A 13,910-nucleotide genomic window follows, 5' to 3' on the forward strand; every position below is an offset into this window, starting at 1 on the left:
TTTTATATTATCGTTATTTTAAATTTGATTTTAATCAATTTTTATCAATCAACGTCATAAATTCTATAGCGGCTCAACAGCCTACCCAATATCAGCCATTAACGTTTATGAGTGTTATATCAGTTATTTTGGGAAGATGACCCATGCCAAATCAGTCGACTAAATCCGCAGTTTCTACTTCAGACGCTATCCAAGCCCAGACTGGATTGGTAAATCACAGCTCACCCCCACTATCTGCTCAAACGACCTTAGCAGCTCAAACCACCTTAGCCACTCAAACTAGCCCAGTCAATGATCTGATGGTTTATACCACAGGTTTATTACTGTACCCCACCCAAGCACGTGATAAAAAAAATCACCGAATATTATCGATGATTTTCTTTGTGCTCGGGGTGTTAGTGATATTTCGGTTAACACACGGATAATGCTCACAATATCCAAAATTATTTGATAAGCCCGATTACACTTGTGTATTGGCTAAGATGTCTTTGAAAAGCTGTTTTTGCTCAGCGCTTGGGCTTGCAGTTTGGATAGACATTAACTGTCCCATATCGCCTTCAACGCGGATTTTTCCAGACATAAAGGCTTCCATCGCACGGTTCATATCACGATCTAAAAATATCGCTTTTAAGGTATCGGCATCCAGTTTTAAGGTGGTTAAAGCGCCATCTTTCAAACCCTGATGAATTGTCCCATCATAAAAAGCTGCATTGACTTCTTGATTGTCGCTATCGGTGACTTGTAAATTAATCGACATATTTTTAATCGCGGGTGGGAGATTTAGGTCACCTGCTTTGTTGGTTAATTCGTCAACTTTATCGAACCATTCTTGTGTTAAAATTTTAGCCATTTTAAATCCTCATTATCGTTAGTTGTATTAGAACTTGTGCATCTTACCGAGATTTTGTAAGAATGACAATTCTCTAACGCATAATAAACCCATTTTTAGAACAACGATAATGGCGCTCGGTTAACCATTTTTAGCATTGTTACTAGATAGTGTATGGGATGTTAAAAAAATCCCCACAATTTACATGGTTTTTTTTATTTTTCATATTATAATAGTTGGTGTGTAATTTTTTTTTGCGCTATGAACGTTACATTAGATGATATTTAGCAAAGATTAAGTTACAATACTTGGTGAGAATCGTGAGTTTGAGCCTATTTTACTGCTTGTAAATTTACTGTTTTGCGTCAAGATTTAGCCGCTAATTTCTTTAAAATTCATCGTGAAACTAGCCACTAAACAGTTAGCCTATCTTATAAAAAAATAACTAGTGCCAACGTATCTGACCTGATAGTTTTATTGACAGGCACAAAGGAGATTTCTGCTTAAACTTGTTGATAATATAGGCTGTAAAGGAAATCATCGAATGAATTTACAAAACACAGCAATACCTATTACCGATGATTATGAAGTGGACATCATTAAGTTGTTCTCAATCATGGCGGTAGTATATGGTATTATCGGTATGGCAATTGGGGTGTTCATTGCATCACAATTGGCATGGCCTGCCCTCAATTTTGGTATCCCTTGGCTAACATTTAGCCACTTGCGTCCATTGCACACCAACGCGGTGATTTTTGCATTTGGTGGTTGTGCGTTATTCGCAACTTCATATTATATCGTTCAAAGAACGTGTAAAACGCGTTTATTCGCACCTTATCTAGCCTGGTTCACCTTTTGGGGATGGAATCTTGTTATTATTGGCGCAATTATTACCCTACCCTTGGGTTTAACCTCAGCCAAAGAATATGCTGAGCTTGAATGGCCCATTGATATCTTAATTGCCGTGGTGTGGATATCTTATGCTATTGTGTTTTTTGGTACATTATTGAAACGCAAAACCTCGCATATCTACGTTGCTAACTGGTTCTTTGCTGCATTTATTTTGACTATTGCGTTACTGCATATTGTCAATAGTATGTCAATCCCTCTGAGCTTTTGGAAGTCATATTCATTGTTTGGCGGTGCGACTGACGCTATGGTGCAATGGTGGTATGGTCACAACGCCGTAGGTTTTTACTTAACAGCCGCATTTTTGGGTATGATGTATTACTTTGTGCCTGTACAAATCGGTCGTCCTGTTTACTCCTATCGTTTATCTATTATCCACTTTTGGGCGTTAATCGCGTCTTATATGTGGGCGGGTGGTCACCATCTTCATTATTCAGCACTCCCTGACTGGGCACAGTCTTTAGGTATGGTATTTTCTATCATTTTATTTGCGCCTTCATGGGGCGGTATGATTAATGGTGTACTTACCTTATCTGGTAGCTGGGATAAACTTCGCACAGACCCTATTATTCGTTTCTTGATTGTTGCACTGTCATTCTATGCGATGTCAACGTTTGAAGGTCCGATGATGTCAATCAAAACCGTCAATGCGTTATCCCACAATACTGACTGGACCGTTGGTCACGTGCATTCTGGTGCGTTAGGCTGGGTTGGTATGATTACGGTTGGTTCATTATATGTATTGATTCCACGTATTTGGAACAAACAAAAAATGTATTCAACTGACTTAATCACCACGCATTTTTGGCTGGCTACGGCAGGTACTATTTTCTACATCGTATCGCTTTGGATTTCAGGTATTGGTCAAGGTATGATGTGGCGTGCTACAAATCCAGATGGAACGCTGGTGTATAGTTTCGTTGATACTGTCTTGTTCTCGCACTATCCTTACATTGGTCGTGCATTTGGTGGTTTATTGTATGTCACAGGTATGGTCGTTATGGCTTACAACGTCTACAAAACTATCACGATGCCAAGCACTAAAACTGTTGAAGTAGCGGATACCACTACACCTGTAGTAGAAACTGCTACCGTAAAACAGATTTAAGGAGAGACTCATGCAACTCAATCATGAAATTATTGAAAAAAACACGGGTCTTCTACTTATCCTAATCGTTGTAGCTATTAGTTTTGCGACTTTGGTAGAAATCGTGCCATTGATTTATACCAAAGAAGTTAACCAACCTTTGCCCAATATGAAGCCATGGACCGCACTTGAATTAGAAGGTCGTGATATTTATATTCGTGAAGGCTGTCACGTCTGTCATACCCAAATGGTTCGTCCTCTTCGGGCTGAAGTGGAACGCTATGGACCTTATTCGCGCGCTGCTGAATCCGCTTGGGATCATCCCTTCTTATGGGGTTCTAAACGTACTGGACCTGATCTTGCGCGTGTGGGCGGACGCTATTCTGATGACTGGCAACGTGAACATTTGATTAACCCACAATCATTGGTACCTGAGTCTGTGATGCCATCATTTGCTTGGTTAGCAAAAAATGACGTTAACCCTGGAGAAGTACAAGCAAAAATGCGTCTTTTCCGTGACCATTTTGGTGTGCCATATAGCGATGCTGATATTGCAGGTGCACCTGATGCGGTACAAGGTAAAACTGAGCTCGATGCTGTTGTTGCATATTTACAACAACTGGGCACTGCAATGAAAGGTCAACGTTAATGTTGGGCACATTACACAGTATCGCAACGGTCGCAGCGTTTATCGCTTTTATTGCGATTGTTTGGTGGGCTTACTCGCCAAAGAATCGCAAACGGTTTGAAGAAGATGCAAAACTTGCGTTAGATGACGAAGACCTAACAGAAGCATCACAACGCAATAAGGATAAAAAATGAGTGGATTTTGGAGTTTTTGGATAACCCTATTTTCCATCGCTTGTTGGGCTTGGATTTTGTGCTGGTTAGTCGGTGTATTGGGTTATCGCCCAAACATGTCGGATGACGGTACCACAGGCCATGAATACGATGGTATCCAAGAGTTTGACCGTCCATTACCAAAATGGTGGTTAGCAATCTTTTGGGGTACATTAGCTTGGGCACTGCTATACATGCTATTGTTCCCATCAGTAATGCCAGGCTCATGGAAAGGTATCACTACGGTAAAAGTAGATGGTCAAGATGTTCCTTGGACCAGTGCTAATGAATTAGCATCCGATCTTGAGCGCAATAATGCCGTATTTACTGGCACGTTCAATGATAAAATCTTAAAAGACAAAGCAGTAACGGCACAAATTGATAGCCTTGCTAAATTACAAGCACAGCAAGCTAAAAATGCAGAACCGAATGCCGAATTAAAATCGCAGATTGATAAAGGTATTGTAGGGCTGGCACCTGCCGTTCTAAAACTTTCTCAAGATCCGCAAGCGATTAAAATTGGTCAGCGTTTGTTCTTACAAAACTGTTCAGTGTGTCATGGCTCACAAGCGCATGGTGCACCGGGTTATCCAAACTTGACAGACAATGACTGGATTTATGGCGGTACACCCGATAAAATCTTGTTAACCCTTAATCATGGTCGCGTCGGTGGTATGCCAGCTTGGAAAGCGCAGATTGGTGAAGACGGTGTTCGCGCCGCTGCTGAGTACGTACTCTCGCTATCACCCGGTCATGGTTCAAAAGAAAATGGTCAGTTGAACCAAACTTTGGTTAATCAAGGCAAGGCTATTTTTGATACCAACTGTGCGGTATGTCACGGTAAAGATGCCAAAGGTAATCATGATGTCGGTGCGTTGAATCTTACGGATGACACTTGGTTATATGGTGGCGACCGTGAAACGGTTCGTACTACGTTACGTAACGGTCGTGCCGGTGTGATGCCACATTGGGATACCAAACTGGGTAACGAGCGTATTATGTTATTGGCAGCGTATGTTTATTCATTAAGCGATCACAAACAAGACGCTTCTGTGATGACGCCACAAACTATCGTCAATAAAGAACGTGGTGCAGCTTCTACCCCAGTTGAAACTGCAAATGCGGTAAAATCTGCGGTGGCTAGTGCGGTAAAATAATTTTTACCCGCCACTTAAAAAAGCGAGTTTTAATCACTCGCTTTTTTATTGGCGATTGATTTGTCCCTATTTACTTGCCTAGTTTTACATGCCTAGTTTTTCAAAGGCAGTTTCATCAAAACCAATCATTAACTCATTGTCTGAGACAACAATCGGGCGCTTAATTATACTTGGCTTAGCTACCATCATATCTAACGCAGCATCCACATCTTGCTTTATTTGGGCTTTTTGCGCATCGCTAAGGTTGCGGTAGGTTGTGCCTTTGGTATTTATGATTTTGTCAATACCAACTGTTTCGACCCAATGGGCTAATGTCGGTTTATTTATCGCCTGTTTTTTATAGTCAAAAAATTCATACTCCAAACCCAGTGCAGTTAATTTATCAAACGCCTTTTTCATGGTGCTACAATTTTTGATACCGTAGATGGTGATGCTCATATTGCCTCCTTTTTTTATCGCAATTTTTACGGTTTTACGCTATGCTATGGGGCTTAAAATACCTTCCCATTCAAATACTACAAATTCAGACCATTATGAGTAATTCAGCTTTAACCAGTCAATACCGACCCCAAGAGATTGAGCCCGCCCAACAACAAAAATGGGAACAGCAAAATCGCTATCAAGTAAATAATGCGGCATCAGATAAGCCGTCACGTTATTTGCTGTCTATGTTTCCTTACCCCAGTGGTAAGCTGCATATGGGGCATGTGCGCAACTACACGATTAGTGATGTGTTGAGTCGTTACTATCGGTTAAAAGGTTATGAAGTGTTGCAACCAATGGGCTGGGATGCGTTTGGTATGCCTGCAGAGAATGCGGCGATTGCCAACGCTGTCGCCCCTGCTGCGTGGACGTTTTCAAACATTGATAACATGCGCGCACAGCTTAAATCATTAGGACTATCGATTGACTGGTCACGTGAATTTGCTACTTGTACGCCAGAGTATTACAAGTGGGAACAATGGCTATTTGTACAACTGTTCAAAAAAGGTTTGGTATACAAAAAACTCTCAACGGTGAATTGGGACCCTGTTGATAATACCGTCCTTGCCAATGAGCAAGTGGTGGATGGTCGCGGTTGGCGCTCAGGTGCGCTAATTGAAAAACGCGAAATCCCCATGTACTACTTTAACATCACCGCCTATGCAGACGAGCTGTTAAATGATTTAGATAAGCTCGAAGGTCATTGGCCACAGCAAGTAATTACCATGCAGCGCAACTGGATTGGTCGCTCTGAAGGCATGGAAATTCATTTCCCCTATATCTTAAATGGTGAAGAAAAAACCCTAAATGTATTCACTACCCGCCCAGATACCTTAATGGGTGTGACTTATGTATCGGTGGCAGCTGAGCACCCACTAGCAAAACACGCTGCCGCGACCAATCCTGCCCTACAAAGCTTTATTGAAGCCTGCAAAAAAGGCTCAGTTGCCGAAGCAGACTTAGCCAAAGCTGAAAAAATGGGTATGGATACGGGTCTGACTGTCATCCATCCGTTGACCGGTGAGCAAGTGCCTGTTTGGGTCGCTAACTACGTCTTAATGAGCTACGGTTCTGGCGCTGTCATGGCAGTCCCTGCGCATGATGAACGCGACTTTGAATTTGCCAATAAATACCAGTTACCTATCAAACAAGTGATTGACCTAGACGAAAACCATAAGCAAGGTCATGAGTTTGATGCGACCACTTGGCAAGACTGGTATGGCGATAAGCAAAATGGCGTGGCTATTAACTCGGGTGAGTTAGACGGTTTAAATTTTAAACAAGCCTTTGACAAAATTTTAACCCAACTTGAGCCAAAAGGCTTGGGTAAAAAAACCATTAATTATCGGCTACGCGATTGGGGAGTATCTCGCCAGCGTTATTGGGGTTGCCCAATTCCGGTTATCAACTGCGCCGACTGCGGTACAGTACCTGTTCCTGAAAATCAGCTGCCTGTGGTATTACCCTTAGATGTGGTGCCCGATGGACGCGGCAATCCCCTCAACAATCTTGCTTCATTTACCGATGTCAACTGCCCATGTTGCGGTAAGCCTGCCAAACGTGAAACCGATACCTTTGATACTTTTGTAGAATCAAGCTGGTATTACGCGCGTTTTGCCTCACCCAATTATACCGATGGGATGATTAATAAAGTCGCAGCCGATAAATGGCTACCTGTAGATCAATATGTAGGCGGTGTTGAGCACGCCGTGTTGCATTTACTGTATGCGCGTTTTTTCCACAAACTTATGCGTGATGAAGGCTTGGTGCAGGGTGATGAACCCTTTGCTAATTTACTCACCCAAGGCATGGTCTTGGCGGGTACTTATCTTCGCGAAAATGCCGATGGCAGCAAATCCTATTACTTTCCAGAAGAAGTTGATATCCGCTACAACGATAAAGGTCAGCCTATCGAAGCGACCTTAAAAGCCGATGGTCAGCCTGTCAAAATTGGCAAAATCGAAAAAATGTCGAAGTCAAAAAACAATGGTGTCGACCCCCAAGCCACTATTGATCAATATGGCGCCGATACGGTTCGACTTTACACCATGTTTACCGCGCCTGTCGACCAGACGCTTGAATGGATTGACGATGGGCTCAAAGGTCCGTATAACTTTTTGAAAAAAGTATGGCGTTATACTATCGAGCATGCTGAAACATTGGCACAACAATCTTTAACTGCAGCAACGCTATCGGTGAGTGACGCCCAGTCGCTAAGTAAAGCCGCTAAAAGTTTACGCCGTAAAACACATGATACGATCGGCAAATTAGATGACGCGTTTGGCAAAAACTTGGCGCTCAATACGCCTGTGTCATTTTTAATGGAGCTGTCTAACGAACTCACTGCGTTTGACATTCGTTCAGACAGCGATTTGGCGGTAGCCAATGAAGCACTTATAACATTATTGACCTTGCTCACCATGTACGCGCCGCACATGGCAGAAGTCCTACTTGAGGAGTTAGGGATTGATGTAATGACGCTAACCTATCCAACCGTTGATACTTCAGCCTTGGTACAAGACACTATTACCATAGTGGTGCAAGTCAACGGCAAAATCCGAGGTCAAATGGAGGTGGCGCCAAACAGTGACAGCGATTGGTTAAAAGCCGAAGCCAAACAACTCGACAGCGTCGCTAAATTTATCACCGGCGATATCGTCAAAGAAATCGTGGTGCCCAATAAACTGGTTAATATTGTGGTAAAAGCCTAATTGATTACAAGGGCTTATTGGCAACCTAAGCCCTTTTTTACCTTAAAGCTTTATCTTGCAGCTTTATAATAAAGCGTTATCACAAGCAATACCGACAATCATAGACAGGTAACTATATGAATCAGCCATTTCTTCGTATCCTCCTAAGCAGTGTGTTACTGACGCAGCTACCTGCCTGTGGTTTTCATCTACGCGGGTATGATGCGCCCATGTCACAGAATATCCCGACCACTGAGCTGATTTTTCACAATAGCCCAGAAGATTATGCGGTCAAAAATTCGTTAAAAAAACAACTCCACCAGCTAAGCATCAATACCCAAGATAGGGTGATTGATAACAAGGCAACCACCCAATCAAATACTACCTTGCCTGCCAGTATTGAAGTCAAAAACATTCGCCTGCAAAACTACCAGCTACGCGGTATTTTGACCGAAATTCGCATGGTGTTAAGCGCAGAGGTAAGCTATCGCGCCATTGAAAATGGTCAACCCCGCAAGCTGACCAATACGATTCAAGTACAGCGCAGCTATCAGTACGACCAAGGCGTGGTAGCGACCGACAATCCCCAAGCCGAGCAAATTAAAGTATGGTTGTATGACAACCTGGCGCAGCGTATTGCTGACCAATATGTCGCACTGAGCCTTCCAAAAATCACCAAAGTGCCGACCGCAACTACCCCCTAACCTAATTGATAATACGCTGATGCAGTACAATTTTTTAAATGCCTTTCAACATCTCAAAAATAGCCAAGACCCCGCCACTGGGCTGTGGCTACTGCATGGCGATGAAGATTTGCTGTCACAGTGGCTAATAGAAAAAATGTCGCCCAATTGGCGGCAGCATAATATGGCAATTTCGCGCATGGATATTACCAGCGCCAAATCATGGCAAGCGGTTTTGGCAGAGCTGAACAGTCTGTCACTGTTTGACGACAACAAAGCCATTATCGTTCACGGTAATCATAAACCCGATAAAGAGGCGTTGGCAGAATTAGCGCAATTTGCGACAAGCAATCCGAGCAATTGCTTAGTCATTATCAGTGATAAATACGATAAAAAAAGCCAAAACAGTGCGTTTTTTTTACTTTGCGATAAATTTGGTCAGGTCATCGAATGTCATCTTTATCAAGAACAGCAACGCGAACAACTGCTACAGCAACACGCGCAAGACTTTGGGCTCGAACTCACCAAACCCGCTTGGCAAATGCTGATGGCACAAACTCAGCATAATTTGCTGGCGGCTTACCAAAGTCTGTGGCGACTCTCCTATCTTTATGCTACAACAGATGCGAATCCCCCTACCCATTTTGTGACCATCGATGAGCCTCAGCTGTTTGATGGGTTGGTGAGTCAATCTATGTTTACCACCTTTGATTTATCGGATGCTATGTTGGCAGGTGATACTGCGCAGGTTGCAAAAATCTTGCAGCAACTCAAAGTCAGTGAAGAACCAGAGAGTCTGGTATTATGGATGATAGCCAAAGATATGCGCAATATCTTAAGCTTGCAATCAGGGGCAAGCTATCAAAGTCTCGGCATTTGGCAAAGTAAGCAACAGCTGTATAGTAAAGCCCTGCATCGTCATTCTCATGACGCTACCCGAAACTGGTCGGATGCACTGTACCAAGCCGACCAAGCCATCAAAGGTCTGCTGCAACAACCGGCTTGGGAGCTGCTCTACCAACTCGCTTTTCGCCTAGCGGGTCAACCGCTATTTCACTAGTTGCTTTCAAAAATGCTCCGCAGCCTTTCAAACAGGACACCCATCAAAACACCATACAATCCACCCCCCTCAAATTTTTAATGCGTTTTTCTTACTCATAACATTCATTTTATAATCCAGTAAGATTATGTGGTTATAATTAAAAATCCTTGCGACTTCCCTATTTTTATTGCAATTTATTCTCATTTAGCTTTTAATGCTCAGTGGTAAAAAACTTTGTTTATTTACTTTTAATTTTTCTCAATTGTTTATCCCTTGATAAGGCTTGGCACGATGACCGCTACCCAAAAAAAATGGCTCAAATGGGCAATCTTAAGTTTGATCGTTATTTCGCTGGCAGCGTTAGCTTATTGGTACTTTAAACCCAAACCGCAAAAACCCAATTACATCACCGCCAATGTCGAACGTAGCGATATTGAGAACAGTGTGATGTCAACGGGCAAAATTGAAGGCATTAAACAAGTGGATGTGGGCGCTCAAGTGTCAGGGGAAGTGACAAAATTGTATGTTGAAGTGGGTGATACGGTCAAAAAAGGCGATGTTATTGCTCAAATTGACCCAGTTACCCTACAAAATACCTTAACCACGCAGCAAGCTACCTTACAGCAAAGCAAAGCAAATTTGGAAAGTACCAAGTCCGCCTATCAGACCAAACAAGCCGCGCTTGCCACAGCGCGAGCCGACTTGAAAGGTAAAATAGCGACCTTGCAACAATCGCAAACAGAATACAATCGCCTAAAATCCTTGCTTGCCATGAATGCCATCTCCAAACAAGAGCTGGAGCAAGCGGATACTGCTGTCAAAACAGCCCAAGCCAATGTGGACAGCGCCAAACAAGCGATTGCGACTGCTCAAGCAAATATTGCCTCATCGCAAGCCGATATTGTGAGTGCACAACAAACCATAAAAAAATCGCAAACGGACGTCAATACGGCTGAAAAAAATCTTGGATATAGCCAAATTGTTGCCCCGATGTCAGGGACGGTGATTTCTATTACCACCAAACAAGGGCAAACGGTGAATGCCAATCAATCAGCCCCCACCATTGTGACATTGGCAGATTTGAGCAGTGTGCGCGTGAAAGCCAAAATATCAGAAGCCGATGTCGTTAACCTCAAAGTAGGGTTGCCTGTTTATTTCAATATCATTGGACGCCCAGATAAGAAATACCAAGCCACACTGTCGACCATTGGACCTGCGCCCGATGGCACTACCGCCAGTGATTCATCGACGTCAACGGATTCGGCAATTTATTACATTGGCTATTTTACTGTCCCCAATCCCGATGGCGCGCTACGTATCAACATGACAGCGCAAGTCTATATTGTTGAAAATAAAGTCAATAATGTGCTTAGCGTACCGGCGGCGGCAATCAAAACTGACCCTAAAATGGGCAGTTATGTCGAAGTCGTACAAGCTGATGGTACTACCAAAAAACAAGCGGTCAAAACAGGCGTCACCAATCGTATTACCACCCAAATTCTTAGCGGCGTCAACCAAGGTGATAAGGTGGTTGTGGGTCAAGCAACGGTGAGTAAATCAAGTTCATCGTCTAAAAATAAGGGTGGTCCACCGATGATGTAGTCATCGGTAGATGATAACCCTAGATTGGAAACGTTGATTGTAACCTATGACGCATGCTAACCCTATGACGCATGCTAACTGTGAGACACACGGCTGATGATAACGCAAGACACCAAACAACCTGTTATGGAAGTGAAGGATTTAATCCGCGAATTTCCTGCAGGTGATGAAAAAATTCGGGTTTTACATGGGATTGACTTGACCATTTATGAAGGCGAAATGGTGGCAATTATTGGTCAATCAGGCTCGGGTAAATCCACCTTAATGAATATCTTAGGCTGCTTAGATCAGGCGACTGCGGGCAGTTACCACATCTATGGCAAAGCGGTGGACAAACTCACCGCAGACGAACTTGCCGAGCTTCGCCGTGAGCATTTTGGGTTTATTTTTCAGCGCTATCATTTACTCGGTGACATCAATGCCCAAGACAATGTCGCCGTCCCTGCCGTATATGCAGGGATGCCGGTGCGGCAACGTGAAGCGCGCGCCACCCAATTGTTAGACGACTTAGGGCTTGGGGCAAAAACCCAAAATCGCCCTAGCCAACTCTCCGGTGGTCAACAACAGCGTGTATCTATTGCGCGTGCCTTAATGAATGGTGGCGACATTATCCTGGCTGATGAACCGACTGGGGCATTAGATAGCCAATCGGGTAAAGACGTGATGGCGATTTTGAGAAATCTAAATAGCCAAGGTCATACCATCATTATGGTGACCCACGATCCTTCCATCGCTGCCCAAGCCGAACGCGTGATTGAAATCAAAGACGGACAGATTCTTAAAGATTATTATACCGACAATAGATTTGATAAAACCACTGAAGTTCAACACCTAAATTTTGCCAAAAAATCTGGTGTTACCGCGTTTTTGGACCGCTTATCTGAAGCCTTTAAGATGTCTGTTTTGGCGATGAAAGCCCATAAAATGCGGACATTGTTAACCATGTTAGGTATTATCATTGGTATTGCCTCTGTGGTATCGGTAGTGGGTCTAGGGCAAGGTTCTCAACAAAAAATTCTCAATGATATTAGCTCCTTAGGGACCAATACTTTAACCATACGAGATGGCTATAAATTTGGTGACCCTCGCCGTAAATACCATGATGACAACTTGACAGATGCCGATGCGAATGCTGTCGCAGAACAGCCGTATGTGCAAAGCGTCAGTCCACAAGTCAGCAGCAGCGCCACCGCCCGTTACCGTGAAACAGAAGCTTCTGTGAATGTCAGTGGCGTGGGCAAAGATTATCTAACGGTGAAAGGGGAAAAACTGGCGCTTGGGCAAACCTTTAATGACAATAGTATTACCTCGATGACCCAAGATGTGATTATTGATGATAATGCAAAAACTGCCTTTTTTGCCAATGTCAGTGACCCCATTGGTGAAGTGATGTTGGTGGGTAGTGTGCCCGCTCGTGTCATCGGTGTGCTGCAGCCATCTGAGCAAGCTTTTGGTCCAAGTTCAGACACCCCTACCCTATATATGCCTTATACCACTGTAATGCGTAGAATGCTTGGTACTAGTCATGTAGATAGTTTTATTGTGCTACTAAAAAACACTATCTCGTCTAGTGCCGCTGAGCAAGCCGTTTCTGATTTGATAGAGCAGCGACACGGCACCGATGACTTTCGTATTCAAAACTCCGATTCAATCCGTCAGACGATTGAATCCACCACAGGTACGATGACATTACTGGTTTCGTCGATAGCCATTATTTCTTTGATTGTTGGGGGTATTGGCGTTATGAATATCATGCTCGTCTCAGTCACCGAGCGCACCAGTGAAATTGGTGTGCGCATGGCAGTGGGCGCAAGACAATCTGATATCATGCAGCAGTTTTTGATAGAAGCGATTTTAGTGTGTATCTTGGGCGGGATTTTAGGCATTAGCCTAGCGTTTGCCATCGGCGCTTTAATTAACAAATTTGCAGGGGGTAATTTCCAAGTGGTGTATTCAACCACCTCCATTGTAGCGGCTGTGGTATGTTCCACTCTCATTGGTGTGGTTTTTGGGTTTATTCCGGCGCGCAATGCCGCGAGACTCAATCCTGTTGATGCCTTATCGGGTGGTGAATAAAAATTTTATCACCTATTTAGTCATCATCTAGCTCGTCAATACCCATCTAATTAGACTTATCTAATCAACACTAGATAAGTTAAAGGTATGATAAATTGATGAATTTACCCCTCTATTTTGATGCCAATCTTTAGTTAAAAAATTTGTGCAAAAAGGCTTGCAAACTAAGATTTAATGCGTATAATATGCACTCACTTAACGGCAATAGCCAAAATAAAAACGTGGAAAATCGTTTTTTATTGCCTTAATAGTTTTGGATCGTTAGCTCAGTTGGTAGAGCAGTGGACTTTTAATCCATTGGTCCCGCGTTCGAGTCGCGGACGATCCACCATATTGTAAAAGTTTGACAATGTCGTTTTATGAATTTGACTTGTGAAATCAAGATTGCTTTAGCAAATCATAGATTTGCTCTTGCGAAGCTAAAAACGTCTACCAGACGTTTTCTTAACGCTTCTCAGGATCGTTAGCTCAGTTGGTAGAGCAGTGGACTTTTAATCCATTGGTCCCGCGTT

General features: G+C 43.2%; 12 protein-coding genes and 2 tRNA genes (1 of these 14 cut by a window edge). 12 read left to right on the top strand and 2 right to left on the bottom strand.

Annotated features, from left to right (window positions below):
• Positions 1 to 143 precede the first annotated feature (143 nt).
• Positions 144 to 425 carry a hypothetical protein gene (locus RT034_RS07195; protein WP_313015539.1) on the top strand — a complete coding sequence of 94 codons (282 nt, stop codon included), beginning with the start codon at positions 144 to 146 and terminating at the stop codon, positions 423 to 425.
• Between the two features lie 35 nt (positions 426 to 460).
• On the opposite strand, the gene RT034_RS07200 is transcribed toward RT034_RS07195, so the two are convergent.
• Positions 461 to 850, bottom strand: a complete 390-nt coding sequence (locus RT034_RS07200) for an SCP2 sterol-binding domain-containing protein (RefSeq protein WP_036597947.1) — start codon at positions 848 to 850, stop codon at positions 461 to 463.
• A gap of 523 nt (positions 851 to 1,373) precedes the next feature.
• Here RT034_RS07200 and ccoN point away from each other — a divergent pair.
• The 4 genes from ccoN to ccoP are packed head-to-tail and all read left to right on the top strand — an operon-like array spanning position 1,374 to position 4,822.
• Entirely contained in the window at positions 1,374 to 2,846 is a 1,473-nt protein-coding gene (gene ccoN, locus RT034_RS07205; protein ID WP_313015544.1) for a cytochrome-c oxidase, cbb3-type subunit I, read from the top strand.
• Between the two features lie 10 nt (positions 2,847 to 2,856).
• On the top strand, positions 2,857 to 3,474 hold the full coding sequence (gene ccoO / locus RT034_RS07210) for a cytochrome-c oxidase, cbb3-type subunit II (protein WP_007115906.1): 618 nt from the start codon (positions 2,857 to 2,859) through the stop codon (positions 3,472 to 3,474).
• Positions 3,474 to 3,647, top strand: a complete 174-nt coding sequence (locus RT034_RS07215) for a cbb3-type cytochrome oxidase subunit 3 (RefSeq protein WP_065252991.1) — start codon at positions 3,474 to 3,476, stop codon at positions 3,645 to 3,647. Before ccoO ends, RT034_RS07215 begins: the two co-directional genes overlap by 1 nt.
• Positions 3,644 to 4,822, top strand: a complete 1,179-nt coding sequence (gene ccoP, locus RT034_RS07220; RefSeq protein ID WP_313015549.1) for a cytochrome-c oxidase, cbb3-type subunit III — start codon at positions 3,644 to 3,646, stop codon at positions 4,820 to 4,822. The genes RT034_RS07215 and ccoP overlap by 4 nt, the downstream gene beginning before the upstream one ends.
• Before the next feature lie 84 nt (positions 4,823 to 4,906).
• Here ccoP and RT034_RS07225 read toward each other — a convergent pair whose 3' ends face one another.
• Positions 4,907 to 5,260 (bottom strand): Spx/MgsR family RNA polymerase-binding regulatory protein, encoded by a 354-nt coding sequence (locus RT034_RS07225; protein WP_313015551.1) that lies wholly within the window; start codon positions 5,258 to 5,260, stop codon positions 4,907 to 4,909.
• A gap of 95 nt (positions 5,261 to 5,355) precedes the next feature.
• Between RT034_RS07225 and leuS the strand changes: the two genes are divergently transcribed.
• The 7 genes from leuS to RT034_RS07260 form a co-directional block, all read left to right on the top strand.
• Entirely contained in the window at positions 5,356 to 8,016 is a 2,661-nt protein-coding gene (leuS, locus tag RT034_RS07230) for a leucine--tRNA ligase (RefSeq protein WP_313015552.1), read from the top strand.
• Positions 8,017 to 8,132: 116 nt separating this feature from the next.
• Positions 8,133 to 8,699, top strand: coding sequence for an LPS-assembly lipoprotein LptE (locus RT034_RS07235; protein ID WP_313015555.1), 567 nt, complete (start codon positions 8,133 to 8,135; stop codon positions 8,697 to 8,699).
• A gap of 19 nt (positions 8,700 to 8,718) precedes the next feature.
• Positions 8,719 to 9,738: a DNA polymerase III subunit delta gene (gene holA, locus RT034_RS07240; RefSeq protein WP_313015559.1), complete on the top strand. Its 1,020-nt coding sequence runs from the start codon at positions 8,719 to 8,721 to the stop codon at positions 9,736 to 9,738.
• Positions 9,739 to 10,011: 273 nt separating this feature from the next.
• Positions 10,012 to 11,322 carry an efflux RND transporter periplasmic adaptor subunit gene (locus tag RT034_RS07245; protein WP_313015563.1) on the top strand — a complete coding sequence of 437 codons (1,311 nt, stop codon included), beginning with the start codon at positions 10,012 to 10,014 and terminating at the stop codon, positions 11,320 to 11,322.
• 96 nt (positions 11,323 to 11,418) lie between these two features.
• The gene (locus tag RT034_RS07250) at positions 11,419 to 13,398 is read left to right on the top strand and encodes a MacB family efflux pump subunit (RefSeq protein WP_313015566.1); all 1,980 of its coding nucleotides are present in this window, start codon (positions 11,419 to 11,421) and stop codon (positions 13,396 to 13,398) included.
• 255 nt (positions 13,399 to 13,653) lie between these two features.
• Positions 13,654 to 13,729, top strand: a tRNA-Lys gene (locus RT034_RS07255).
• 126 nt (positions 13,730 to 13,855) lie between these two features.
• Positions 13,856 to 13,910: transfer RNA gene (locus RT034_RS07260), tRNA-Lys, on the top strand; it runs 121 nt beyond the window's last position.

The organism is Moraxella sp. CTOTU48841 (assembly GCF_032061225.1).
GTDB classification, from domain to species: domain Bacteria; phylum Pseudomonadota; class Gammaproteobacteria; order Pseudomonadales; family Moraxellaceae; genus Faucicola; species Faucicola cinerea.